The sequence below is a fragment of the Labrys sp. WJW genome, from assembly GCF_001676615.1.
In the GTDB taxonomy this organism is placed as follows: domain Bacteria; phylum Pseudomonadota; class Alphaproteobacteria; order Rhizobiales; family Labraceae; genus Labrys; species Labrys sedimenti.
In genome coordinates this window covers 1-25,224 of sequence record NZ_LYXZ01000002.1, presented here as the reverse complement: position 1 = coordinate 25,224, position 25,224 = coordinate 1, and the positions used below count along the sequence as shown (strand labels likewise).

Here is a 25,224-nt window from a genome sequence, read left to right as displayed (position 1 = left end):
TGCGCCTGCAACCTTAAGCCCTTGCCTGGACATATCTTTCATCCTCTTGAAACTGCCGGCGAAAGACGGGCCAGATGGCCGCAACGCCGGGCACCGACCTTCCCTTCGTGAAAGCAACCAATGCCCGCTCAACTGATCATTGTCGAAAAATCCAGTGATTTTCGCTGGTCCGTCCCCGGTGTCCGGGTGATCACCGCGCAGGACTTCATCGCGGAAGGACCAGGCCTGCTGCAGCGGCCCCGCCGTATCATCAATCTGTGCCGCAGCTATGCCTATCTCAGCATCGGCTACTACGTGTCCCTGCTCGCCGAAGCGCGCGGCGAACGGGTGACGCCGAGCATGGAGGCGATCACCGACCTGCAGGTCAAGGCAGTGCAGACCCAGAAGCTTGCCGGCTTGGAGCGCTGCCTCGGCCCGCTCGCCTCCGTACCCCGGGCGGTGAATGCGATGCGCATCCAGGTGTTTTTCGGTCAGGTCGAGGATCGCGGTGTCGAAGATCGGGGGCTGGCGGAGTTCGCGAGCCGCAGCTTCGAACTGTTCCGCTGCCCCCTGCTGGCGATCGACCTCGAACGCCTTGAAGGCGGCGCCGGCTGGAAGATTGCCGCCCTGCATCCGCTCGACCCGCGCGATGTCGACCCGGCCCGCGACAGCCTGTTTCTCGACGGCCTCGCCCGCTTCTGCCGGCGCCCCTGGCGTCACGTCCCTTCGGCCAGTGGCCCGCGCATGGACCTGGCAATCCTGCACGATCCCAAGGATCCCCTGCCGCCCTCCAAGCTGAAGACCCTCCAGGCCATGGTGCGGATCGGCCAGGACATGGATATTGCCGTGGAGCTGATCGAGAAGAAGGACTATCCGCGCCTCACTCAGTTCGACGCCCTGTTCATTCGCGAGACCACCGCGATCGCGCACCACACCTTCCGTTTCGCCCGCAAGGCCGCCAGCGAGGGCATGCCGGTGATCGACGACCCCGGCTCGATCCTGCGCTGCACCAACAAAGCCTTCCTGTCGGCACTCCTCGGCGGCAACGGCATCGCCACGCCCCGCACGCTTTTCCTCACCCGCCGCACACTGGCGGGCTTCGAAACGCAGCTGACCTATCCCGCAGTGCTGAAAGTGCCTGACGGAGCCTTCAGCCTCAGCGTGAAGAAGGCCGAGAACTGGCAGCAATTTCAGGAGATTGCCGCGGCCATGTTCAAGCAGTCCGGCCTCATCCTGGTGCAGGACTATGTCTACACGCCCTTCGACTGGCGCATCGGCATTCTCGCCGGCGAGGTGATCTTCGCTGCCAAATATTTCATGTCCTCAGGCCATTGGCAGATCATCCAGCACGGCGAGGCCGGAGCCTACACCGAGGGCCGCACCCAGGCCGTACCGGTCGAGGAGGTGCCGCGCGAAGTGATCGAACCGGCGGTGCGGGCGGCAGGACTGATCGGCACCGGCCTCTATGGGGTTGATCTCAAGCAGACCAAATCGGGGGTCGTGGTCATCGAGGTCAACGACAATCCCAATATCGATCTCGGCCTGGAGGATGCCGCCGCCGGCGAGGGGCTCTACCGCAAACTGCTCTCTCACTTCCAGGCCCTGGTCGATGCCCGCCATCGTCCGCCCGCGCCTGCGCTTCCCTCCGGGGCTATCCACCGCCCTCGACTGGTGCATGATCTGCGCGACACCGGCTCCTGAGGCGATGAATATTGGGGGCGTTTGCGGTTCGCGCGCCTCCGATCACTACAAGAGATGCACCACCCCTTCATGAAGGGCGATGATGAGCACGGCAAGCATGGTGCTCACCGCCAGGAGGGCGGCAAGGCTCGTCAATGCTCCCTGCAGAAAGACCGAAACGGCATTGGCTCGAAACGACACGGCAATTCTCCTGATGGAGAATGCAGTATCGGGCCTGGATGCTTCTGCCCTCGGTCCGCCATGTAAAGTTTCGTTGCGAATGCCGGGACCGCCGTCAGGGCGAAGCGTCGAGCGCCTTCAGATGTCGTAGCTGACATAATAGAGGCAGCAGGCCGAGGCCAAAGCGAACAGCAACGCGTAGAACATGACACGACCCTTCGTAACGAGGGCTGGATCATGCCCGGCAAACCTTTCCAGGACGTGTCTGAGCGATGGCCGGATCGTGTTAAAGTGTTTCCTGATGAGCCAAGTTTCAAAGACCTGCGCATCACTTTGAAAATATGGAAAAAAAGAGATTAACAGCGTCACGATTTCGCCGCGATGGGACCATCCGTTTTCGAGACCGGGTCTCAAATCCGCACCGGCCGGAAAAGCCCTCGAAAAAACGCCTTCACGGTCTCCGGTCCAATGACCGTGCTCCTCCGAAGAGGCCTTCTCAACCGCTGACGATCAGGTCGTTCTGCAGCTTCAGCTGCCCTTTGAAGAGCATCACCGTCAACACGTCGTCGAGCCGCTCCTTCAGCACGGAACTGGTCGCCGCAAAGCCGAACAAGCGGGCAGCCGCCACGATCAGTGCATCGCGGGGCGCCCCGTAATTGGTGGCAATCACGGCAAGGAAGGCCGCTTCGACTTCTTCATTGGGCAGCATGTCGGGACGTCGCAGGCCGGCGCTTTCCACCGCGGAGCGGTCACGCAGGACCACCGGCGCTTCCGGCAGCCTGTAGAAAGGCCCGCCGACGATCTTGCCGGTCACGCGGGCGACGTCGATGCCGTCCTGCACCGCTTCGCGCACCCGGTTGCCAGCCCTCGCCAAACCGAAGGAATCGCGGATGCGCGCCACGATTTCCTGTTCATGCACCGGCCCCTCGATTTCGACCACGCCGACGACATAGGCCGCCATGCGTGCCGTCGGCACCTCGTGCAGTTCTGCCGTGCCCGTCATGCTAAGGCGCGCCTCGACATAGGGACAGGTAGGCGAAGACGGGGCAGGCTCCTCGGGCGTGGCCAGCGGCTCGTCGATCGGCAGCGGTAACGGCTCTTCTTCCGCCGCACTTTCCGGCTCGGCCGACACGGCGAGCTCCTCGTCCCGTTTGCGCCAGACAGCCTTCGCCCGTTCGATCGCGGCTTCGACCTTGCCGAGTTCCTCCCGGGGACGCAGATACCAGTCCGTCGACCAGATGCGATGGACCACCCAGCCCTGCCCTTCCAGCACATACTGGCGCAGCCGGTCGCGGTCGCGGGCCGAGCGGGAGGCATGATATTGCGCCCCATCGCATTCAATGCCGAGCAGGAAACGCTGCGGCCGATCGGGATCCACCACCGCGAGGTCGACGAAAAAACCGGAACTGCCGATCTGGTGTGCGATCTTGTGCCCGCGCGCGCGTAGCTGGTCGGCGACCTGCTCCTCGAACAGGGAATCGGGTGCCCTGCCGGTTTCGACGGGAGTGCCGAGCCGGCCGGTCTCGGCATAGTCGAGAAACAATTTGAGCGCCGCAACGCCGCGCGCATCGGCGCGCGCCAGATCGATATCCTCGCCGCGAATGGAGGAGAACACCTCGCAGCGATATTTGGCGCGCGAGATCAGCACGTTGAGCCGCCTCTCGCCGCCGTCCAGATTGAGCGGGCCGAAGCTCATGGCAAGATAGCCCTCGGTGCTGCGGCCATAGCCCACCGAAATGAAGATGACGTCGCGCTCGTCGCCCTGGATGTTCTCCAGGTTCTTGACGAAGAAAGGTTCGTTGCCTTCCCGATTGAAGAAGATCTCGGTGGCGGGGCTCTCTCGCCGCAGCAGTTCGAGTTCCTTGAGGATGGCCTGGCGCTGCGCCACCGAGAAGGTGGCCACGCCGAGCGAGAGCGAGGCGCGATGGCGGGCATGCGCCATGATCGCCTGTGCCACGGCCCGGGCCTCCTCGGCATTGGTGCGGCTATTGCCGCGATCGTAGACGGCCTTGGGAAGATAACGGAAGATCAGGCCCATCGTCTCGCCGCCGCCCGTCGCGCCGTTGGGAAGCCGGCCGCCGGCATGCGGGCTCGGCACCACCAACAGGCGATTGTCGTAGAATTCGCGATTGGACACGGTGATCAGCGACTGGTGGCGGGAGCGATAGTGCCAGTTGAGCTGGCGATAGGGCATGCCCTTGGCGAGGCAGAGATCGAGCACGCTTTCGGCATCGCTCGCCTTGAAGGTCTCCTCGTCGCCCTCCTCCTCAGGTACTTCGCCGGTCAGCTTGGCGAAGAAGCGTGTCGGCGGCAATTGGCGCTCGTCGCCCACCACGACGAATTGAGACGCGCGCGCCACCGCGCCGAGGGCATCGACCGGTTCGACCTGCGAGGCTTCGTCGATGACGAGCAGGTCGAAGCTGAGCGCCCCGGGCTTGAGAAACTGGCTGATGGAGAGCGGGCTCATCATCATCACCGGCTTCAACTGCTGGATGGCCGGGCCGGCCCTGTCGAGCAATTGCCGGATGGGCAGATGGTTGCGCTTCTTGGCGAACTCGCCATTGAGCACGCCGAGCGGCCCGATGCCACCAGCCGCGACCGGACGTTCACGCAGATGTTTGAGCGCCACGCTCTCGCGCGCCAGGGCGATGCGCCCCTTGTCCAAAGCTCGGAATTGCTCGACCGTGCGATTCTGCAATTCGCCGTCGAAGCGCTTGAGATCGGGGTGCCGGGCAAAGAGATCTTCGCGCAAGGCCTCGTAATAGGCACGCTCGAAGGTCGCCACCAAGCGGTCCCCGGGGATGCGGCCACCGAACAAGCCGTCGACGAGAGCACCAAGCCCTGCCGCCCGCGCCACCCCGCAGCGATGGGTAAACGCTATCCAACGCGTGATGCTTTCGAGATTGGCCAGCCAGAGGCGCAGTTGCTTCGCCAGAACCGCGACCTCCAGATCCGCGCAATCGGCGATGCCGTGGCCTCCCTCCAGGTCGTAATCGAGGAAATCGCTGAGCGTCTTCAGATCCTCGAACAGGCGTGGCACGCTCTGTACGATCACCGCCCCCATGGCGCCGAGCTCGCGGCCGCCCGGCCGGGCAGCCAGCCGATCCAGGAAATCGGGAGCGAGCGCAGGATGACGGTGGTCGCGCCACCAGTCGGTAATCGCCTGCAGGCGCTCCCAGTCGGATTTCTCGCCGGCCCAGAGCGTACCGAAGGCGCGGGCGCCCATGTCCTTCTGGCTCTCGAAACGGCGCCGAAGCTCCTGTGCGGAGATCATGCCGTCGAGAAGCTGGAGCCGCCTGGCGAGGTCACCGGGCATCTCGGTGGCCAGCAGGGCCTTGAACTGGGCCTTGGCACTGCGATAGCGACCCGAAAAGAAGCGCAGGAAGGATGCACCATGCACGGCGAAGGCCTCTCGGACCGGCCGCAGATCCGCCGTCCAGGCCTCGGCGCGATAGACCTGCGCCATCGTGTCGACGACCTTGCGATAGGCCTTACCGAGAGCGACAAGCTCGCCGAGCGCGCCGGCATCCTCGCGCCACACGGGCTGGGCCAGCAGGCGCCGATCGGCATGGGCGGGCAGCGACACCGCCGCGCAGGTGGCGCGCCAGACGGCGTCGAGGTCGCGGATCGTCACCACTTCGAGGGCAAAATCCCTGATGACGCCGGCTGCCGCCTCCTCCACCGCCTCCAGATCGGCCTCGACGCTACGCATCAGGCCGGCGAGCCGTTCGAGCTCGGCGGGATCGATGGCATCGCGCCTGACCCCGCGCCAGATGCTGGCAGAGGGCTCCCCGACCGTACCGAGGCGTTCGGCGAGTTCGGCCATCAGCTCCTTGTTGGCGCGCGCCTGCTCGGCGCTCCATCGGCTGGCGCTATCAAGGGCAAAGCCGGGCAGGCCGCCGGCCTCGCGCAAGGCGACGAGCTGGCCCAGCAACCGGTAAGGCGTAAGTCCGCTCGGCCTCATCGGCTCGTGCAGCATCGCCGCGTGCCGGTTGAGACCGCTCTGGGTCTCGGCGAGGCGCCCGGTAACGCCGGGATCCTGGACCGGCGTCTTCAGCGCAAGTTCACGCGTTCGCCGCAATTCCTCCAGGAGCAGGCGCTTATTGGCCTTGGTCGAGTGCAGTTCGAGCGTCATCGGCCCGAGCCCGACCTGGCGCAACCGCCGATGCACCACGTCCAGCGCCGCCATCTTCTCGGCTGCGAACAGCACCTTCCTGCCCTGCAGGGCCGCTCCGGCAATGATATTGGCGATGGTCTGGCTCTTGCCGGTGCCCGGTGGGCCCTTGATCACCAGATGGCGCCCGCGCAGCACTTCCTCGATGGCGACGGCCTGCGATGAATCGGCGTCCAGCACGTGGTTGAGTGCCGGCGGCGGTATTACGGGATCGATCGGCTGGCCATCGAGGACGATCGGCTCGAAGGCCTCGAAGCCTTCCCCCAGCAGCGCGGCCACCGGTCCATGTTCGTGGATGGCGCTACCTTCGGGCCAATTGTCCGGATCGAGGTCGCGATACATCAGGAATTTGGCGAAGGAGAAGAAGCCGAGCACCATCGCGTCCGGCAACACCTCCCAGCGCGCCTTGCCCGAGACGGTCCTGGCGATCTCGGCGACATAGGCTGAAATGTCGACCTCGTCCTCGTCGGGGAAGTCTTCGATCACCATGCTAAAATCGCCGCGCAGCTTGGCCTGGATCGACAGATTGGGCGAGGCCGGCTCGTCCCGTATGCGCAAAGTGAAGCGCTCGGCGGCGCTGGAACGGTCGAGACGCACCGGCAGGAGCACCAGCGGCGCATGGCGAGCGATGTCGGATTTGTCGTCCTCGTACCAGCGCAGCAGGCCGAAGGCTAGGTAGAGGATGTTGACGCCCTGCTCTTCCTCGATGGTGCGGGCATCGTACCAGATGTCGAACAGGCGCTTCTGCAGGGCTTCGGCGGCCAGGCGGGTCTGCAGCCGGTTGGGCGCCGGCGCTTCGCGGCTCGGCGCGGCCTCCGGCGGTGCCTGTGCTGAAGGGGCTGTGCCTTCGATGGCCAGTTCGCCTTGCACCGCCTCCTGCGGCTCTTGTCCGGGCAGGAAAGTCAGTGCCTTGCCAGCCGCCAGCAGACCATAGGTTTCGGCCGCCTGAGCTTCGACGATCTCGATGGTACGCACGCCCTTGGTGCGCATCGGCAGGTTGATCAGCCGATTGCGCAGGCCAAGGTCGAGCAAAGCCTGCCGCTGTTCCAGCAGACGCTTGCGCACCGGATTGTCAGGCATCGATTCGAACCCCTCCATGCGAAGTCTATACTGGCGGGGGTCCAATTTTCCAGCGTGACACCGCTGGCCGGCACAAAATACCTCACCATATGGAAAACGGCGCGACACCGGGGTGCCGCGCCGATTCCGAGCCTGTTTGCCGGACGATCAGGACGGAATATTGTCGAGATCACGATCCTTGGTTTCCGGCACGAACAGCATGCCGATCACGAAGGTCAGCGCCGCAACCACGATCGGATACCACAGGCCGTAATAGAGATCGCCGCTGGCCGCCACCATGGCGAAGATCACGAAGGGCACCAGGCCGCCGAACCAGCCATTGCCGATATGATAGGGCAAGGACATGCCGGTATAGCGGATGCGGGTGGGATAGAGCTCCACCAGGGCGGCTGCCATCGGGCCATAGACCAGCGTGACGAGGACGATCAGCACGATCAGCATCACCACAAGCATGGGCTTGTTGATCGCGGAGGGATCGGCCGGCGCCATCGCATAGGTTGTGGCGGTCTTGTCGGTGCCATCCGGGTTCTTGACGACGGCGCCGCTGGCATCCTTCACGGGCGCCGCCTTTTCCGAGACCGGATATTGATGGTCCTTCAAGGCCTTGTAGAGCGCTGTCGTGAACTCGGCTTTCTTGGCCTTGGCAGCGGCGGCATCGAGGCCTGTCGCGACATAGGACGGGATTACGGTGTCGCCGATCTTCACCGAAGCCGGCGTCCCCGGTGCGGCCGCCTCATTGGTGTAGGACACCGAACTCGAGGCCAGGAAATTCTTGGCCACGTCGCAGGACGAAGTGAACTTGGCGGTACCGATCGGATCGAACTGCACCGAGCAATCGGCCGGGTCGGCGACGACGCTGACGGCCGACTTGGCGAGTGCGGCCTCGAGCGCCGGGTTGGCGTAGTGGGTGATGGCCTTGAAGATCGGCTGGTAGAACACCGCTGCCAGGAGGAAGCCCAGCAGCATGATCCATTTGCGGCCGATCTTGTCGGAGAGCCACCCGAAGAACACGTAGAGCGGCAGGCTGATCGCCAGGGCGACGCCCAGCAGAAGCGAGGCAGTGGTGAGATCCACGCGCAGGGTCTTGGTCAAATAGAGCAAGGCGTAGAACTGCCCGGAATACCAGACGACAGCCTCGCCGGCGACCATGCCGAACAGAGCGATCAGGCCGATCTTGAGGTTGGACCACTTCAGGAAGGCCTCGCTCAGGGGCGCCTTGGAGGTCGCCCCCTCCGCCTTCATCTTGACGAAGGACGGACTTTCGGCGAGCTGCATGCGGATCCAGACTGAGACCAGCAAGAGGATGATCGAGATCCAGAAGGGAATGCGCCAACCCCAGTCGCTGAAGGCGGCATCGCTCATATATTGCCGGATCAGCAGGATGATGATCAACGAGAGCAAGAGGCCACCGGTCGCCGTCGCCTGGATCCAGCCGGTATAAAGGCCGCGCTTGCCGGCCGGTGCGTGCTCGGCCACATAGGTTGCGGCCCCGCCATATTCACCGCCGAGAGCCAGGCCCTGCACGATACGCAGCCCGATCAGGATGGTCGGCGCGATGGCGCCGACGCCGAGATTTTGCTCACACCAGGCATAGCTGGGCAACAGGCCGACCAGGAAGGTCGAGGCGCCCATCAACGTGATGGTGACGAGGAAGGTGTATTTGCGTCCGACCAGATCGCCCACGCGGCCGAAGACGAGAGCCCCGAAAGGCCGGACGATGAAGCCTGCGGCCCAGGCCAGCAGCGTGGCAAGGAAACTTGCAGTCTCGCTGAGCGAAGAAAAGAAATGGGCGGCGATATAGGTCGCCAATGAGCCATAAATGAAGAAATCGTACCATTCGAAGGCCGTGCCCAGAGAAGACGCGAAGATAACCTTCTTGTCTTCCCTGCTCATCGGCGCCGAAGGGTCCACACTTGCCGTACTGACTGACATCGATGCTCTCCCCGCCGGCCGGGCACAGCCCAGCGCACCCGTGCCGGATGTCGTGTTTCCTCATCGGCCGTTGACCGGTCCGTTGTCGGCTTTGACGCCGGTGGACGATGCCTGAAGCGCGGAATCCTCAGACGATCGTCACGCTGTTCAATCAAGCTTCGGCACGCGCCGGCGACTCTGTCCGGAAAAACCACGGGCCTAAATTCGGACGGTTTCATAGATACTTGGCAGCGTCAAATCGTGATTCGAGTTATACTTAGCAACGTTAAGGCGTTCGGCTGTGCAGACCGGACATCATGTTCGCCACTTCCCTGCTACACCGATGCCGCCAACCGATTGCGTGTTACCGGCATGACTGTCGAAGTCGGTTGCGATGCCTTATGATCATCCACAACCTTTGGTTGAGATCTTTCCGGACGTCGAAAGGAAACCGCCATGCGGATGGCCTGGTTGACCTGCCTGTTCCTGGCAATCGGCCTTTCGACCGGAACGCCGGCCGGGGCGCAGATCAAGCTCGGCGTGGCTGGCCCGATGACGGGTCCGAACGCCGTCTTCGGCGAGCAGATGCGAAAGGGCGCCGAGGCGGCCGCCAAGGCCATCAATGCCAAGGGCGGTATCGCCGGCCAGCGGGTGGAAATCGTCATCGCCGACGACGTTTCAGACCCGAGGCAAGGCGTGGCGGCCGCCAACAAGCTTGCGTCTCAGGGCGTCAGGCTGGTGGTGGGTCACTTCAACTCGGGCGTCACCATTCCGGCCTCCGAGATCTATGCCGAGCGCGGCATGCTCATGATCTCGCCCTCCGCCACCAATCCGAAGGTCACCGAGCGCGGCCTGTGGAACGTCTTCCGCGTCACGGGCCGCGACGATCGCCAGGGCAGCGTCTGGGCCGACTATGCCGCCAGGAATTTCAAGGGCAAGAGGGTGGCCATCCTGCACGACAAGACCACCTATGGCCAGGGTCTGGCGAACAGCGCCCGCGATGCCTTCGCGCAGGCGGGGTTCAAGCCGGTGCTGGAGGCTGGTGTCGATGTCGGCGAGAAGGACTATTCCGCCATCGTCGACCGGCTGGGCAAGGCTCGAACCGACCTCCTGCTCTGGGGTGGCCTCTACACCGAGGCGGCTCTCATTCTCAGGCAGCTGCGCGAACGGGGCCTCAAGACGGTGCTGTTTTCCGGCGACGGCCTGATCGGCAGTGACTTTCCCGCCATTGGCGGCGATGCCGTGATCGGCACGCTGATGACCTTTCCTCCCCCACCCGGCCAAAACCCTGCGGCTGCCGACATCATCCGCGCCGCCCCCGACTTGGCGGAAGGATATGGTCTCTACACCTACGCCGCGGTCCAGGTTTTCCAGCAGGCTGCCGCACAGGCCCGAACGCTGGATCCAAGGCGCATGGCGGAAGCCATGCATGGCGGCCAGCCCTTCCGCACGGTGCTCGGCGACATCGCCTTCGACGCCAAGGGCGATCGCACCACGCCCGACCTGATCGTCTATCGCTGGCAGAAGGGCACCGACGGCACCATCACCTATCAGCCGGCAGAACCACAGGCACCGATTGTGGCGGTGTCCGACACCCCGCCGGACAATGCCGGCGGCGCGATCGAAACGGCCCAGGATACGTCGAAACCGGCTCCCGCGGTCGACACGGCTCCCGTTGCCACGACTATCCCTGTCGCCAAGACCGTCCCCGTCGCCAAGTCAGCCCCCGTCGTCGATACAACCGGCCCGGCGCCTCGTCGCGTCGCCTTGGTCATCGGCAATTCCGCCTATCGTTCGGTATCCCAGCTGCCAAACACGCTGCGCGATGCCGATCTCATCGGGCAGGCACTGCGCCAAACCGGGGTGGACGACGTCACGGTTGTGCATGACCTCGATCGCGCCGGCATGATCGCCGCACTGAGAGCCTTTGCGCGCAAGGCCGACCAATCGGACTGGGCCGTCATCTACTATGCCGGCCACGGCATCGAGGTGGACAACAAGAACTATCTGATCCCGCTGGACGCCGTGCTCGAATCCGACCGCGATGTTCCCGATGAAGCCGTTCCGCTGGAGCGGGTGATGAGCACGCTCGACGGGGCACGCAAGCTCAAGCTCGTGGTGCTCGATGCCTGCCGCAACAATCCGTTCATCGCGCAGATGAGGCGCAGCGTGGCGAGCCGTTCGATCGATCGCGGCCTATCGCGCGTGGAACCGGCCGGCGCCACGCTGGTGGTTTATTCCGCCAAGGAGGGCACCACGGCCGCCGATGGCGATCAGGCCAACAGCCCGTTCGCCCTTTCGCTTGCCAAGCGCCTGGTCGAGCCGGGCGTGGAGATCAACAAGATCTTCCGCTTCGTGCGCCAGGACGTGCTCGACATCACCGGCAACCGCCAGGAACCCTATGTCTACGGCTCGCTGCCGCCGGCGGATTTCTTCTTCGTCGCACCGCAATGAGGCCTTGAATGAGGCCTTGGCCGGGACAGCGAAGCTCATGTGGCCCCCACCGAGCTCGCCATTCCACGGAAGCGGATCATGGCTGCGCCTGTTCCGGCCGGCCGAGGCCTACCTCCTCAAGATAGCGTTGCAGCACTGCCATCTCCGCGGAAGCAAGGATGGCGGCAACATAGCCATCGGGCCTTACAAGCACCCAATCACCCGGCCTGAGAGCATAGATATCGCCGACATGGCCAGCATGGTCGACGATGTCGCCCCCTTCGCCGATGTGGTGGATATGCAGCCCGCAGCGTGGCGGCAAGGCGGCCCGGTTCGCCTCATACGCGAGCAGCGTCCAGTGCGGGCCCCTGAACAGGTCGAACAGGCGCATGGACTGCCCCGCCGCGCCCCGGACCGGCGCGTCCGGAGCCCGATCTCCCGCTAGCACGCCACCATCTCGTGTTGGCCGCCCGATCGCCAGCGACGACTTGGGATAACCGATATCGAGCTGCTGGGTCTCGCGGCCACGCTGTATCTCGCCACGCTTGAGATCATCCAGCAGTTTGGTGGCAAGTCCCAGCATGGACGCCGCGACGGGCCGGCGCTCCTCTTCATAGGTGTCGAGCAGTCGATCGCGGGCGCCACCCAGAACGGCAGCCAGTTTCCAGCCGAGATTATAGGTGTCCTGCACACTGGTATTGAGCCCCTGCCCGCCTGTCGGCGGGTGGGTATGGGCCGCATCCCCGACCAGGACGACGCGCCCGACGCGATATCGATCGGCGAGCCGCGCATTCATGCCGTAAGCCGAAGCCCAGGAGACTGAAATCACGTGGATGTCGTTTCGGCCGGTGCGTTGCGCCACCATGGTATTCAGCCCCTCGGCGGAAAGGTCGACCTCACCGTCAAGCGGAACCGGCCCCTGGATCTGGAAGAGGTCGGTTCCCGCAAGCGGACAAAGCGCGATCTGCCGCTGCATGTCCTTGTCCCCGAAACGATGCCAGATGTCCCGGCTCAGACCGGCCAGGGCCACGTCGGCGACGATGGCGCGAACGCCGAGCGTCCTGCCGGGAAAGCCCAACTCAAGCGCCTGACGCACGAAACTGCGGCCACCGTCGGCACCGACAAGCCAGCGCACCCGAACATTCTCTTCGCCCGCCACACCGACGATCCGCACTGCCACGCCAGCCTCGTCCTGTTCGAAGCCGACCAGTTCGGACCCGAATTCAGGGCGATGTCCCAGTTCTGCGAGACGATCCCGCAGAATGCTCTCGGTCAGAAACTGCGGCAGCATCAACGGGGTACGATATGGTTCGGCCGGTATCGGTGCCTGCTGCTCCATGATCTCGGAATCGCTGTGACCGCCGTCATCGTGATAGTGGCGTTGCCGGGGATAGGGACCTCCCGCCGCAGCAATCCGATCGAGAACCCCCAGATCCTCGAAGATCTCCAGCGTTCTCGGCTGGATGCCCTTGCCGCGCGACCCGTGGAACGGCTTGTCCCTTTTCTCGATCAACCGGAAGGATACGCCCCGCCGCGCAAGGTCGATCGCCAGCGTCAACCCGGCCGCCCCCGCCCCGCAAATGAGAACATCAACTGCAGATTGCCCTGTCATGATCGTCTCCATATGTGTAATATGCACATAATAGGAGTCCGAACATGCCGTCAATCAATAATGTGCAAAATACACATATGAGCACCTTGCTGCGCGAGCTTCATGGGGCGCTGATCGATATCGTCAGCGTGATGAACCGCCCCCAACGCGATGAGGCGATGGTGCGGGCGGCCGGCATCTCTCTCGATCGCGCTCTTTTTCCGCTGCTGGTCATGGTGGAACGCCTCGGTCCCATCGGCGTGGTGGAATTGGCCGATCGCGTGGGGCGCGACTACACGACGGTCAGCCGGCAGGTGGCAAAACTCGAGAGCCTCGGCCTGGTGGATCGTCAGGGCAGTGCTGCCGATCGTCGTATTCGCGAGGCGACCATTACGGCCAAGGGCAAGGCCATGACCGATCTGGTCGATGCTGCCCGCGAGAAGATGGGCCGTAGAATCTTTGCCGAATGGGGCCAGGATGATGTTCAGGAACTCGTTCGGCTCATGCGTAAATTCGCGGACGGCATCAACGCCACCTCCCCTGAATAACCAGCGGGACACCTGCCGCGTGAAGCCCGAATTGGCTTGACCACCCACGCCAAGTCCGTGCTGGATTCGCTCGCGTCACATCCATTACATCGAGGCTGGCTAGCGGCCCCAACATCGTGTGCTGCCCATCGAGGACCCGATCATGCGCTACATCGCCTTGCTGCGCGCCATCAATGTCGGAGGAAACTCCACGGTCAAGATGGCCGAACTGCGCGCCCTCGGCGAAAGCCTCGGCTTTACCGGGGTTGCAACCCTGCTCCAGAGCGGCAATCTGATCTTCGAGGCGAGCGAGGCCGCCACGCAAGCCTTGGAGGCGCGTTGGGAGCAGGCCGTTGCCGAGACCTTCGGGGTGCCGGCCGCCTTCATGATCCGCACCCTGCCCGAATGGCAGGCCTTGATCGATGCCAATCCCTTCATGGCCGAAGCCAAGGCCGATCCTGCCCATTTGCTGGCGCTTGCCTGCAAGCAGGACATCCCGCAAGCAGCGGTCGAGACCCTGAGGGCAGCGATTACAGGTCCTGAGCGCATTGCCGCCGGCGAGCGCTACCTCTACGCGCACTATCCGGACGGTATCGGCCGCTCCAAGCTCACAACCAAGCTGATCGAGCGCCATCTGGGCACGCTGGTGACCGGCCGAAACTGGAACACGGTGCTGAATATTCGGAGCATGTCCGGAGCCACGCCCCAGAGAGCATCGTGATCTCGTGCCAGCAGACACTTTAGATGTCTTGGACCTCTGATAGGTGGTATAAAACTCCACCGTAGATCTGACGCTCTAGTAAATCTTTTCGTCCCGGCTCGGAACCCGGCTTGATCGCGACGTGAGCTGCACATTCTCAAGAGCGATTTGAACTTTCGCCTGCACTCTCAATAGAGAATTCCGCCAACTCTTATCCAGATCACAAAAATACAAGATACTTTTCAACAAATAAATTAAGAGGTATATTAGAAAAACTGACATAGAAAGCAATAAAGGAGGGCGCCATGGGAGAGACTGCTATACATCCGGCAGCAATAAAACACCTGCCTTCTTTCATAACCGCGCCAGGACAGACAGATATACTGTTCAATTTCGTATTGATATTCCTGGTGGTCGTGGTATTCGCCGTCGGCACCTTCTATCTGCGCCTGCACGCCTTGCCTGAGCAGATCGCCCATGAGACCCAGAAAGTCCAACTGCAAATCGTGGCGGTCCTCGGACTGATCTCGCTGTTCACCCACAATCATCTGTTCTGGATCGCGGCACTGCTGCTGGCCATGATCGAGATTCCCGACTTCCTGTCGCCGCTGGCGTCGATGGCGCGTTCACTCAAGACCATGGCGCAGCGGGGAGCGTCACATACCGCCCCATCCGCCCTCCCATCATCGACCACGGACAGTGCCAATCCGGAGCAGAGCCGCTCGCCGACAACGAGCAGCAATGGCGGGGGGCCTGACCATGCTTGAATTTCTGCTTTGCTCATTGGTGACGATCCTGCCGGACTATCTCTATCGCCGTTATGGACAAGGCAAGAGGATCGGGCGCGAGATCACGCTCTATTCGATGTGGTTCGAGTTGCGCCGGGGAATCACGGCTTGCCTGATCCTGACCGTCTCCTTGATCACCATGATCTTCTATTTCCACCCCTCGACCACCAATGCCTCGACCGCCTTCCGCACGGTGACAATCTTGCCTGAAACAGGCGGGCGTGTTGCCGAGGTCTATGTAAGCCGCTTCCAGAAGGTCAAAGCGGGCGACCCCCTCTTTCGCCTCGACAGCACGGCCCAGGAGGCCGCACTGGAGGTAGCGGACAAGCGTGTGGCCGAGATCGATGCCCAGATGACGGTTTCGACCACCGAACTCGCTGCCGCCGACGGTCAGATCCAGACAGCTGAAGCCACGTTACAGCAGGCTCAGGACGATCTAGGCCGCCAACTCGAGCTGCAGCAACGCAATGCCAGCACGGTGGCACAGCGTGAGATCGATCGACTGCGCCAGCTTGTGGAGGGGAACCGCGGCGCCGTGGCCGCAGCTGTCGCCAACAAGCAGAGCCTGCAGACCAAGATTTCGACGCTGCTGCCCGCCCAAAAGGAAAGCGCTCAAGCTGCGGCCAAGCAGGCTCGGGTCGAACTGGACAAGACCGTGGTACGTGCCGGGGTTGCCGGTACGGTTCAGCAATTCACGCTCCGGGTTGGCGAGGTGGTGAATCCGCTGCTGCGCCCCGCCGGCGTGATGGTGCCCGAAAATGCCGGGCGTACGACCCTGATCGCCGGCTTTGGCCAGATCGAAGCCCAGGTCATCAAGCCAGGCATGATCGCCGAGGCGACCTGCATCGGCAAACCCTTCACCATCATCCCGATGGTCATCACCGATGTGCAGGATGTCATCGCCTCAGGGCAGGTGCGAGCCTCAGACCAGTTGGTCGATGCTCAGCAACTTGCGCGTCAGGGTACGATCACGGCTGTGCTGGAGCCACTTTATCCGGGACAACTCAATGGGGTGCCACCTGGCAGCAACTGCATCGCCAACGCCTACAGCAACAACCATGACGAGATCGAGGCGCCGGAGACTGGCACCGGCCGCAAGATCTTCCTGCATGCGGTCGATGCGACGGGCCTGGTCCATGCCATGATTTTGCGGATCCAGGCCGTCCTGCTGCCAGTGCAGACACTGGTGCTGGGTGGGCATTGAGGAGCGCGCAGGAGCCCCCCAAAGCCGAACGGCTCCCCCTCGCAACATCGCGAAACCCTGCACGCATCGAAGGAGCTTTGAGCGCGGGCCGGTCGTCAAATCGTTGCGGCAGGCCCGGGCCGGTCATGCCGCTGCAATGGACGCCTGCCCCTTCGGCGCCTACCTTGACGAAATCCGCCCGGGTAATCTCAGGGCGCTTCACTTCAGAGCAGGGTTCGGAACCATGTCGGCGGACGTCTATGAGTGGCTGAGTGCTGCCGCATTGCGGATCACCAGCGTGCGCTTTTCGCTGATTGCCCCCCAGGCGCTGGCGCCGGCCTTCCTATTGATGGCGGTCGCCTCCTTCCTGACGCTTCTGATGAGCCGGCTTTGGCGCGTCAGCGATCGCCTGCGTGAACTCGAGGAAAAGACCCTGGCACATCTCGACGGGGAGGATCGCGCGCTCCTGGCCACGTGGCTGACCCGGCGAGGACGCCTGCTCTATCATGGCATTCGTTCGATCGTTGCCGCCGGCATCTGCGTGGCAACGGTTATCCTGATCGTGTTCTTCAACGCCCTGATCGGCATGCAGCGCGAGTGGGGAGCCTCTCTCCTGTTCATGATGGCGATCATGCTGTTTGCCCACGCGCTGATATGCCTTTTCCGCGAACTCAATATCGCCATCAAGGATTTCGACAGGCGATACGGGCACTCCGGAACTTTCAGCGCGTCAAGCCGAGAATCCAAAATGTGAGGCGGGGTGGAGTTGCCGACCCATGGTACCGCCCTATGCAAGCCACCAACCATCCGGCCGGTGTGCCGGATGGCGATGATACCAACCCACGGAATACGTGGCTCGTCATCCCCGGCCGAGCATAGCGAGGGGAAGGGGATCCAGGGGCTAGCGACCACAGACTTTACAGCATCGAACCTGATTTCTGAATCAGGCTCGATGCTGTAATTCCTTGTTGCCGCATCTTTTTTACCGAAAACCGGTACCCACTTTTCGGTGCGATGCTCTAGCCCTGGATTTTCTTCCCGCCGCCTTCGGCGGCGCCGGGAATGACAGCGTTCTACCTACACACTCCGGTCAAGATTTATGAGGGTCGATATTACGTCGACATTGCCGCTTTCATGCGGATTCGCGAGAACAGCTTCCTACCAGCCGAGTTCGCGCAGATAGGCGGCGCGGGCACCGACACCCGTGTGGGTGAAGTCCGTGAAGACCCCGTCGATGCCCAGGCGGAAGAACTTTAGATATTCCAGGCTCGGATCGCCATGATAGTCGGCGGCCAGGTATTTCTTCTCGTTCCGGAAAGTGAAGACATGCACGAACAGGCCGGCCTTGTGCGCATCGGTGACGAGGCTGGTCGCTTCCTGGGTCGAGGCCTCAGGCGTCGAGCCCTTATAGGGCGTGCCGTCGGCATTGCTGTCCTTCCAGGGCGAGATCCTGAGCGAGACGATCTGGGGCTTCCAGGGTCCGATGCCGTCGGCATAGGTCTTGATCTCCGCCAGTCCCTCCGGGCTCAGCATGGCGTCGAACCAGCGCGCATCGCCCGAAACCGTCCAGTCGAAGGGGCGCGAATTGGTGATGTCGTCATAGAGAACCTTGCCGGTCTTGAAGTCGATGCCATCCCCGTCGATGAGCTGGACCTGCCGGGTCTCCAGACCGTGCTCGCGCATATATTGCAGGCTGGTCGGCTCGAAGCTCTGCACAAGGATGGGGGCTTCCTTAGTATTGAGGCCATTCTCCTTGATGATCTTGATCAGGGCATCCTCGAGCGGGCGGCTGCCCGGCGCGCCACAGCCATTGGCAATGGCCTGCGCATTGTTCCAGGTTGGGTTCTTGGTTTCCGGGTAGACGGCGATCGAGCGGCCGGTTTCCTTGCTCTTGGCCTTGGCGATGTCGATGACCTCCTGGAAGCTGAGCACCGGGAACTTGCCGTTGAACACCTTCGGCCGCTCATTGGCCGCGTCATAGGTGGTGCCGGCGATCCAGTTCTTCAGCTCGGCCATGGTGAAATCGGCGATCGACCAGTCATTGGTATGGTCTTCGCCATCGACGACCAGAGACTTCAGCACCGATTTGGGATTGGCCGGATCGGTCAGGTCGGTGAGATATTCGGCAGGCCCGCTGGTCGGCGTCTGGGCCCATTTCACCTTGACCATGACTCCCGGCACCGTGCGCTTGCGCGCTGCGACGTCGGCATTGGTCTTGGCCACCTCGGCGACGTTGGTGTTGTCGCTCAGCCAGGGGTTGTGGCGTGCCACCAGCACGCAATCCTTGGTCAGGTGTAGATCCTCTTCGAGCGCGTCCGTGCCGAGGGCCGCGGCAAGGTCATAGGAGGCCTCGGTCTCCTCGGGTACCAAGCCCGGCACGCCGCGATGCCCGATCACCAGCGGCGGCTTGCCGTCGAGGGTGAGGAAGGGCTTGGCCCCGGCCGGTGCTGCATCGGATTGAGCAGAAACCACCGACGGTGCGGCAAGCCCCAGGACGGCAGTACCAAGCAAAGCCACACCGACGCGTATATTCCATCGCGCGCAACCATATCTCATGACCGGATCTCCAACCCTTCGCTCGCATGATCTGTGAATGCCCAACCCCCGGCCTTCTTGTCCCAGTTTTCTGACAACGGCATGACCTGCGAAACGGATCGGCGCGCCGGGCACAGTCTTCCCTTCTCGAGGCATGCGTTTTTGAGCCGAGGATGAGAATCAGAGAAGAGCTCAGCCGGATCTGCACCCGAGCGATCAAAAAAGTATCACCACAACCCGTGAAACGTGGTGGCACGTAGTTTCCTCAACGGGTTAGCTTCCTGGCACTGGAGAGCCGGTGGCTCAACAGCAAGAGCGGCAAGGTCATGCCGGCCGCATTTGGGGGAGACGGTCATGCCCAGGCATCCGATAGCGGTCCTGGAGAGGCGCTGCGAGCATCGTCGCCGATCCATGTCATCCCGGCTCGAAAGGGCATCGCGCCCGGCAGATAACGCGCCGGCGCTCCCTGACACCCCGCTTGTTCCATTCGACTACGCCGCCGCTGCAAACGGAGCCTGACACGCTGATCAAAAAATAGCAGCGCCTTGGCACCTTGCGGCCAGCCAATGCGTTGTACCGCCAAGCTCCATCCCGGAACGCGGCGGGTGCAAGACCAATCCCGGCCGCGCAACGTCACGTCGATCATTCGTACAATCATAATATCCAAGGGAGAAAGCCCGAATGAAACTCACCGCCTTGAAATCCACCGGCGCGGCCGTCCTGGCCTTGTCCCTGCTGGGCAGCGCCTCGGCTTTGGCCCAGGATGCGGCCGTCAAGGACGCCACCATCGCGTTCCTCATGCCCGACCAGGGCTCCACCCGCTATGAAGAACACGATCATCCCGGCTTTGTCGCCCAGATGAAGAAGCTGTGCGAGAGCTGCAAGGTGCTCTACCAGAACGCCGATGCCAGCATCTCCAAGCAGCAGCAGCAATTCAACTCGGTGATCACCCAGGGCGCCAAGGTCATCGTGCTCGATCCGGTCGACTCGGCCGCCGCGGCTTCCATGGTCAAGCAGGCGCAGAGCCAGGGCATCAAGGTCATCGCTTATGACCGCCCCATTCCCGACGCCAAGGCCGATTTCTACGTCTCCTTCGACAACAAGGCGATCGGCAAGGCCATTGCCGAGTCCCTGGTCGAGCATCTGAAGGCGACCAAGGCGCCGACCGAGGACACCGGCGTGCTGCAGATCAACGGCTCGCCGACCGACGCGGCCGCCCGCCTGATCCGCGATGGCATCCATGAGGGCCTCAAGGATAGCGGCTACAAGACCCTGGCCGAATTCGACACGCCGAACTGGCTGCCCTCCAACGCCCAGCAATGGGCCAGCGGCCAGATCTCGCGCTTCAGCAAGAAGATCGTCGGCGTGGTCGCCGCCAATGACGGCACCGGCGGCGGCGCCATCGCGGCCTTCAAGGCCGCCGGCGTCGACCCCGTGCCGCCCGTCACCGGCAATGACGCCACCCTCGCCGCCCTGCAGCTGATCATCGCCGGCGACCAGTACAACACCATCTCCAAGCCGAGCGAGATCGTCGCCGCCGCCGCCGCCGACGTCGCCGTCGAGCTCCTCGCCGGCAAGACGCCCAAGGCGGAGGCCACCTTGTTCGACACGCCCTCCAAGCTGTTCGTGCCGGCCATCGTGACCTCCAAGAACCTGAAGGCGGAGATCATCGACAAGAAGATCGCCACGGCCGACCAGCTCTGCGGCGGCCGCTATGCCGAAGGCTGCAAGAAGCTCGGCATCACCCAGTAAGCAGATTGGGGATCCCCAGGCCGCCTTCAAGCGCGGCCTGGGGATCATAGCTGCCATCGCCTGTTATCAGCTGTAGACTTCATTCGAGGCCGTGCGGCGCCACATTATGCTGCCGGCCTCGCGCTTGAGGCATTGCCGCACCATTCCTGCAGCCAGGCATTCCCGATCCATCCATGAAAGGACTCCGGCATGACTGACCTTTCTCCCGGTTCCGCATCGGCCAGTGCGCCCACGGGCGAGCTCATCCTGAGCCTGCGCAACGTCTCCAAGCATTTCGGCGCCGTATCCGCCCTGACCGATATCGAGCTCGATGTTCATGCCGGCGAGGTCGTGGCGCTGGTCGGTGACAACGGCGCCGGCAAGTCGACCCTGGTCAAGGTCCTGGCCGGCGTCCACCAGCCCAGCTCGGGCACCATCACCTTCCACGGCAAGCCGGTGACGCTTTCGACGCCGAGCGACGCCCTCAATCTCGGCATCGCCACCGTCTTCCAGGATCTCGCTTTGTGCGAGAACCTCGACTCGGTCGCCAACATCTTCCTCGGCCGCGAACTCGAACCCTACCGGCTCGACGAGGTCTCGATGGAAATCAAGGCCTGGAAGCTGCTGAACGAATTGTCGGCCCGCATTCCCAGCGTACGCGAACCGATCGCCTCCCTGTCGGGCGGCCAGCGCCAGACCGTCGCCATTGCTCGTTCGCTGCTGCTCGAGCCCAAGATCATCCTGCTCGACGAACCGACGGCCGCCCTTGGCGTCGCCCAGACCGCCGAGGTGCTCGACCTCATCGAGCGCGTGCGCGATCGCGGCCTCGGCGTGGTGATGATCAGCCACAATATGGACGACGTCCGCGCCGTGGCCGATCGCATCGTGGTGCTCCGGCTCGGGCGCAACAACGGGGTGTTCACGCCGGAGGATTCCCACCAGGATCTCATCAGCGCCATCACCGGCACCGCCGAGAATTCAGTATCCCGCCGCGCCACGCGGCTTCAGGGACAGAGCGCCACCGAGGGCACGCAGAGCCAGAGCCAGGAGAGCCGGCCATGAGCAGCAACATCGACCAAAGTCGCTCTGAAACGGGCACTGTCAAAACGCCGCTCGACCGCGCCGATGTCCGCGTGAAGCATGACGACAGCATCGGCGGCGCCATCAGCGCCTTCCTGGAACGCGTACGTTCGGGCGACCTCGGCTTCCTGCCGGTGATCGTCGGCCTGATCCTGATCTGCATCGTGTTCCAAAGCTTGAGCCCGGTCTTTCTCTCGGCCAACAATCTGGTCAACCTGCTGTTCGACTGCTCGACGGTCGGCGTGATCGCCCTCGGCATCGTCTGCATCCTGATGCTGGGCGAGATCGACCTGTCCGTCGGCTCGGTGAGCGGCCTGTCCTCCGCGTTGCTCGGCGTGCTCTGGGTCAATTTGAACTGGCCGGTCGTGCTGGCCATTCCCGCTGCGATCCTGGCCGGCATGGCCATCGGCGCCGTCTACGCCTTCCTGTTCAACCGCTTCGGTATGCCCAGCTTCGTGGCCACTTTGGCGGGCCTGCTCGCCGTGCTCGGCCTGCAGCTCTATCTGCTCGGCTCGACCGGCTCCATCAACCTGCCCTATGGCTCCGGAGTGGTGGATTTCGGCCAGACCATGGTGATGCCCCACATCATCTCCTACGCCCTCGCCGCCATTGCCGGCGCGGTGATCTTCTATTCCGACTTCCGCACTTCGGCGCGCCGCCGCGAGGCAGGGCTCTCCGCCCGCCCCTTCAGCTTCACCTTGATCCGCGCGGTTGCGATCACCATCGCGCTCGAGCTCATCGTGTTCTATCTCAACCAGGATCGCGGCGTGCCCTGGATGTTCACGCTGTTCGTCGCTTTGGTCGTGACGATGGACTATGCGCTGACCCGCACCAAATGGGGCCGCTCGATGAACGCAGTCGGCGGCAATCGCGAGGCGGCCCGGCGCGCCGGCATCAATGTGCGTTTCATCTATTCCTCGGCCTTCGTGATCTGCGCCGGGTTGGCAGCCACTGGTGGCATTCTCGCCGCCGCCCGCCTCGCCTCCGCCAGCCAGCAGGCCGGCACCGGCGAGGTCAATCTCAATGCCATCGCCTCGGCAGTCATCGGCGGCACCAGCCTGTTCGGCGGTCGGGGCAGTGCCTATTCCGCCCTGCTCGGCATCATCGTAATCCAGGCGATTTCGAGCGGGCTGACACTGCTCGATCTGTCATCCTCGCTGCGCTACATGATCACCGGCGGCGTGCTCGCCATCGCAGTGATCGTGGACTCCCTGGCCCGCAGATCCCGCGTCTCCCACGGCCGCGCCTGACCTGGCCCCAAGCCGGCAAGCCGTTACCGATCAAGGGCTTGCCGGCTCGTTTTCCCAAGACACTCAAAATTGTAGCGGGAGGCATGCATCCTCCCGGAAACCGATGGAGGAGACGCCATTCATGGAACAGAATTTCTCGGGTAAGGTCGCGGCCATCACCGGCGCGGCTTCGGGCATCGGCCTCGAATGCGCAAAGGCCCTCCTGGCGGCCGGCGCCCGTGTCGTCTTCGTCGACCGCGCCGAGGACGCTCTCAAGACGATCTGCGCGGAACTCGGCCCCAATGCCATTCCCGTGGTAACCAACCTGCTCGATCCGGCCAGCGTGTCGCGGATGATGCCGGAGATTCTCGACAAGGCAGGCCAGCTCGACATCTTCCACGCCAATGCCGGTTCCTATATCGGCGGGGAGGTCGCCGAGGGCGATCCCGACGCCTGGGACCGCATGCTCAACCTCAACATCAATGCCGCCTTCCGTACGGTGCGCGAAGTGCTGCCGCATATGGTGGAGCGCAAGACCGGCGACATCATCGTCACCTCGTCGGTAGCCGGCATGATCCCGGTGGTGTGGGAGCCGATCTACACCGCTTCCAAGCATGCGGTGCAGGCCTTCGTCCACACGGTCAGGCGGCAGGTCGCCAAGCACGGCATTCGCGTCGGCGCCGTGCAGCCCGGTCCCGTGGTCACCGCCCTGATCAGCGACTGGCCCAAGGCCAAGCTCGACGCGGCCCTGGCAGCCGGCGACCTCATGCAGCCGACCGAAGTGGCCGCGGCGGTGATGTTCATGCTCAGCCGCCCCCGCAACGTCACCATCCGCGATCTGGTGATCCTGCCCCAGGCCAATGATCTGTGAAAGATCGCCGGGAATGGGCGCTGCTTCCTGAACCGTAGCGTAGCTACTCTCGAGCAGAGCACGTATTCTCGCCCAGGCCCGATGCTCCCCGGATAGCAATCAGGCCCGCTGGCGCACCATATCCAGGAACTTCGACAGGCTGGGGCTTGGTTCGTCCGCGCGGCGCGCGAGATAGAGCGGCGCGGTCAGCCGCGTCGTACCATCGAGGTGCCGATAGACGATGCCGTTCGTTTCAAGCTTCGCCATCGACGCTGGCACGATCGATATGCCGAGGCCAGCCGAAACCAGGCTCAATGTCGAGACCATCCTCGGCGTTTCCTGGCCTACCATCGGGCTGAAACCGGCGGCACGGCAGGCCGCGATGATGTCGTCATAGAGGCCCGGGCCGGAGGGGCGGCGATTGAGCACGAAGGTCTCGTTTGCCAGCGCAGCGAGCGACAGGCGTTGCCGCCGCAGGGAGGCTGCGGCAAGCGGATGGTGGTCCGGCAAGGCAACAAGCATTTCCTCGACATGGAGGGGTTCGACGATGAGCCCGTCAGGCCTCGCGGCAGGAGCACGAACGAAGGCCGCGTCCAGCCGATCGGCGCGCAGCAGTTCGATGAGATCGCCCGTGCTGCCCTCCTCTAGCGAGAGGGCGATGCCGGGCGCCGCCTCGCGCAATCCGCGCACGACGGCAGAGACCAGTGGATGGAAGGCGGCTGAGGTCGTGTAGCCGACCGCAAGCCTGCCCTGTTCGCCGCGCGCCGCCCGCCTCGCCGCCTCCAGGGCCGCATCGACATCCTGCAGGACGAGCCGGGCCCGCTCGACCAGCACCCGCCCCGGCTCGGTCAATCGGACACCGCGGGGCAGGCGCTGGAACAGGGGCGCGCCGACCGCACGCTCCAGCACGCGGATCTGCTGGCTGAGCGGCGGCTGCTGGATTCCGAGCCGCTCGGCCGCCCGTGTCACATGCCCCTCATCGGCGACGGCCACGGCATAGCGAAGATGGCGCAGTTCGATCATGCCATACTCATTAGATATGGATACTGCCTTTATCATATATTGGACATGATGAATCGGGAAGCCTAGCCTCAGCCCAAATTCTCAAAGCCAGGCCGACACCATCATGGACGCAGCAAGCCCTTCCCTTCCGCTGGAGAGGAAATCCCCCGATATCGCCGACCTCTTCGGCGGCTTCCTCACTCTGGGCCTGATCGGCTTCGGCGGTGTGCTACCGCTGGCGCGCCGCATGGTGGTGGAAGAACGCGGCTGGCTGAGTGCGCAGGAATTCGCCGACCTGCTGGGCCTGTGCCAATTCCTGCCGGGCGGCAACATCATCAACATGTCGGTTGCCATCGGCCTGCGCTTCCGCGGTGTCGCCGGCGCCTGCGCCGCCCTCCTCGGTCTGATCGCCGCCCCGACAGCCATCGTCATCGGTCTTGGCGTGCTCTATGACCGCTTCCACGCCGACCCGCATATCCAGCACCTCTTTGCAGGGCTTTCGGCGGCTGCGGCGGGGCTTCTCATTTCGATGGCGATCAAGGTCGCGCGTCCGCTACGGCGCGATCCCGCC

At 63.5% G+C, this 25,224-nt stretch carries 18 protein-coding genes; 12 read left to right on the top strand and 6 right to left on the bottom strand.

Annotation, left to right across the window (positions count from 1 at the left end; genetic code table 11):
- The first annotated feature begins 120 nt into the window (after positions 1–120).
- Positions 121–1,680, top strand: a complete 1,560-nt coding sequence (locus BA190_RS02260; protein ID WP_068281978.1) for a RimK family protein — start codon at positions 121–123, stop codon at positions 1,678–1,680.
- A gap of 45 nt (positions 1,681–1,725) precedes the next feature.
- On the opposite strand, the gene BA190_RS37035 is transcribed toward BA190_RS02260, so the two are convergent.
- From BA190_RS37035 to BA190_RS02245, 3 genes are all read right to left on the bottom strand, one after another.
- Entirely contained in the window at positions 1,726–1,860 is a 135-nt protein-coding gene (locus tag BA190_RS37035; protein WP_256390517.1) for a hypothetical protein, read from the bottom strand.
- Between the two features lie 475 nt (positions 1,861–2,335).
- Entirely contained in the window at positions 2,336–7,093 is a 4,758-nt protein-coding gene (locus BA190_RS02250; RefSeq protein ID WP_068282313.1) for a DUF3320 domain-containing protein, read from the bottom strand.
- Between the two features lie 147 nt (positions 7,094–7,240).
- Entirely contained in the window at positions 7,241–9,025 is a 1,785-nt protein-coding gene (locus BA190_RS02245) for an MFS transporter (protein WP_202908413.1), read from the bottom strand.
- A 435-nt stretch (positions 9,026–9,460) separates the two neighbouring features.
- Between BA190_RS02245 and BA190_RS37160 the strand changes: the two genes are divergently transcribed.
- Positions 9,461–11,458 (top strand): ABC transporter substrate-binding protein, encoded by a 1,998-nt coding sequence (locus tag BA190_RS37160; protein ID WP_068281974.1) that lies wholly within the window; start codon positions 9,461–9,463, stop codon positions 11,456–11,458.
- A gap of 76 nt (positions 11,459–11,534) precedes the next feature.
- On the opposite strand, the gene BA190_RS02235 is transcribed toward BA190_RS37160, so the two are convergent.
- Complete coding sequence (locus BA190_RS02235) at positions 11,535–13,049, bottom strand: FAD-dependent oxidoreductase (protein ID WP_068282311.1); 1,515 nt, start codon at positions 13,047–13,049, stop codon at positions 11,535–11,537.
- Positions 13,050–13,093: 44 nt separating this feature from the next.
- On the opposite strand from BA190_RS02235, the gene BA190_RS02230 reads away from it, so the two are divergent.
- The 5 genes from BA190_RS02230 (at position 13,094) to BA190_RS02210 (ending at position 16,980) form a co-directional block, all read left to right on the top strand.
- Complete coding sequence (locus BA190_RS02230; RefSeq protein ID WP_068281973.1) at positions 13,094–13,576, top strand: MarR family winged helix-turn-helix transcriptional regulator; 483 nt, start codon at positions 13,094–13,096, stop codon at positions 13,574–13,576.
- A gap of 142 nt (positions 13,577–13,718) precedes the next feature.
- Positions 13,719–14,276: a DUF1697 domain-containing protein gene (locus BA190_RS02225; RefSeq protein ID WP_068282307.1), complete on the top strand. Its 558-nt coding sequence runs from the start codon at positions 13,719–13,721 to the stop codon at positions 14,274–14,276.
- A 284-nt stretch (positions 14,277–14,560) separates the two neighbouring features.
- The gene (locus tag BA190_RS02220; RefSeq protein WP_068281971.1) at positions 14,561–15,022 is read left to right on the top strand and encodes a hypothetical protein; all 462 of its coding nucleotides are present in this window, start codon (positions 14,561–14,563) and stop codon (positions 15,020–15,022) included.
- The gene (locus BA190_RS02215; RefSeq protein ID WP_068282299.1) at positions 15,015–16,247 is read left to right on the top strand and encodes an HlyD family secretion protein; all 1,233 of its coding nucleotides are present in this window, start codon (positions 15,015–15,017) and stop codon (positions 16,245–16,247) included. Before BA190_RS02220 ends, BA190_RS02215 begins: the two co-directional genes overlap by 8 nt.
- Entirely contained in the window at positions 16,237–16,980 is a 744-nt protein-coding gene (locus BA190_RS02210; protein WP_156771328.1) for a DUF2721 domain-containing protein, read from the top strand. The genes BA190_RS02215 and BA190_RS02210 overlap by 11 nt, the downstream gene beginning before the upstream one ends.
- Positions 16,981–17,384: 404 nt before the next feature.
- Here the strand turns inward: BA190_RS02210 and BA190_RS02205 are convergent, their stop codons facing one another.
- Positions 17,385–18,782, bottom strand: a complete 1,398-nt coding sequence (locus BA190_RS02205; protein ID WP_082979392.1) for a glycerophosphodiester phosphodiesterase family protein — start codon at positions 18,780–18,782, stop codon at positions 17,385–17,387.
- 660 nt (positions 18,783–19,442) lie between these two features.
- Between BA190_RS02205 and BA190_RS02200 the strand changes: the two genes are divergently transcribed.
- From BA190_RS02200 to BA190_RS02185, 4 genes are all read left to right on the top strand, one after another.
- Positions 19,443–20,513 carry a sugar ABC transporter substrate-binding protein gene (locus BA190_RS02200; protein WP_068281967.1) on the top strand — a complete coding sequence of 357 codons (1,071 nt, stop codon included), beginning with the start codon at positions 19,443–19,445 and terminating at the stop codon, positions 20,511–20,513.
- Positions 20,514–20,702: 189 nt separating this feature from the next.
- Complete coding sequence (locus BA190_RS02195; RefSeq protein ID WP_068281965.1) at positions 20,703–21,554, top strand: ATP-binding cassette domain-containing protein; 852 nt, start codon at positions 20,703–20,705, stop codon at positions 21,552–21,554.
- Positions 21,551–22,822 carry a sugar ABC transporter permease gene (locus tag BA190_RS02190; RefSeq protein ID WP_068281963.1) on the top strand — a complete coding sequence of 424 codons (1,272 nt, stop codon included), beginning with the start codon at positions 21,551–21,553 and terminating at the stop codon, positions 22,820–22,822. The genes BA190_RS02195 and BA190_RS02190 overlap by 4 nt, the downstream gene beginning before the upstream one ends.
- 121 nt (positions 22,823–22,943) lie before the next feature.
- Positions 22,944–23,672 carry an SDR family oxidoreductase gene (locus BA190_RS02185; RefSeq protein WP_068281962.1) on the top strand — a complete coding sequence of 243 codons (729 nt, stop codon included), beginning with the start codon at positions 22,944–22,946 and terminating at the stop codon, positions 23,670–23,672.
- Positions 23,673–23,771: 99 nt separating this feature from the next.
- On the opposite strand, the gene BA190_RS02180 is transcribed toward BA190_RS02185, so the two are convergent.
- Positions 23,772–24,671: a LysR family transcriptional regulator gene (locus BA190_RS02180; protein WP_371260284.1), complete on the bottom strand. Its 900-nt coding sequence runs from the start codon at positions 24,669–24,671 to the stop codon at positions 23,772–23,774.
- Positions 24,672–24,777: 106 nt separating this feature from the next.
- Between BA190_RS02180 and BA190_RS02175 the strand changes: the two genes are divergently transcribed.
- A partial coding sequence (locus tag BA190_RS02175) for a chromate transporter (protein WP_068281960.1) occupies positions 24,778–25,224 on the top strand: 447 nt, incomplete at its 3' end.

Coding starts and splice junctions, on each gene's coding strand:
- BA190_RS02260 (WP_068281978.1), top strand. CDS start 121: ATGCCCGCTCAACTGATCATTGTCGAAAAATCCAGTGATTTTCGCTGG.
- BA190_RS02250 (WP_068282313.1), bottom strand. CDS start 7,093: ATGCCTGACAATCCGGTGCGCAAGCGTCTGCTGGAACAGCGGCAGGCT.
- BA190_RS02245 (WP_202908413.1), bottom strand. CDS start 9,025: ATGTCAGTCAGTACGGCAAGTGTGGACCCTTCGGCGCCGATGAGCAGG.
- BA190_RS37160 (WP_068281974.1), top strand. CDS start 9,461: ATGCGGATGGCCTGGTTGACCTGCCTGTTCCTGGCAATCGGCCTTTCG.
- BA190_RS02235 (WP_068282311.1), bottom strand. CDS start 13,049: ATGACAGGGCAATCTGCAGTTGATGTTCTCATTTGCGGGGCGGGGGCG.
- BA190_RS02230 (WP_068281973.1), top strand. CDS start 13,094: ATGCCGTCAATCAATAATGTGCAAAATACACATATGAGCACCTTGCTG.
- BA190_RS02225 (WP_068282307.1), top strand. CDS start 13,719: ATGCGCTACATCGCCTTGCTGCGCGCCATCAATGTCGGAGGAAACTCC.
- BA190_RS02220 (WP_068281971.1), top strand. CDS start 14,561: ATGGGAGAGACTGCTATACATCCGGCAGCAATAAAACACCTGCCTTCT.
- BA190_RS02215 (WP_068282299.1), top strand. CDS start 15,015: ATGCTTGAATTTCTGCTTTGCTCATTGGTGACGATCCTGCCGGACTAT.
- BA190_RS02205 (WP_082979392.1), bottom strand. CDS start 18,782: ATGAGATATGGTTGCGCGCGATGGAATATACGCGTCGGTGTGGCTTTG.
- BA190_RS02200 (WP_068281967.1), top strand. CDS start 19,443: ATGAAACTCACCGCCTTGAAATCCACCGGCGCGGCCGTCCTGGCCTTG.
- BA190_RS02195 (WP_068281965.1), top strand. CDS start 20,703: ATGACTGACCTTTCTCCCGGTTCCGCATCGGCCAGTGCGCCCACGGGC.
- BA190_RS02190 (WP_068281963.1), top strand. CDS start 21,551: ATGAGCAGCAACATCGACCAAAGTCGCTCTGAAACGGGCACTGTCAAA.
- BA190_RS02185 (WP_068281962.1), top strand. CDS start 22,944: ATGGAACAGAATTTCTCGGGTAAGGTCGCGGCCATCACCGGCGCGGCT.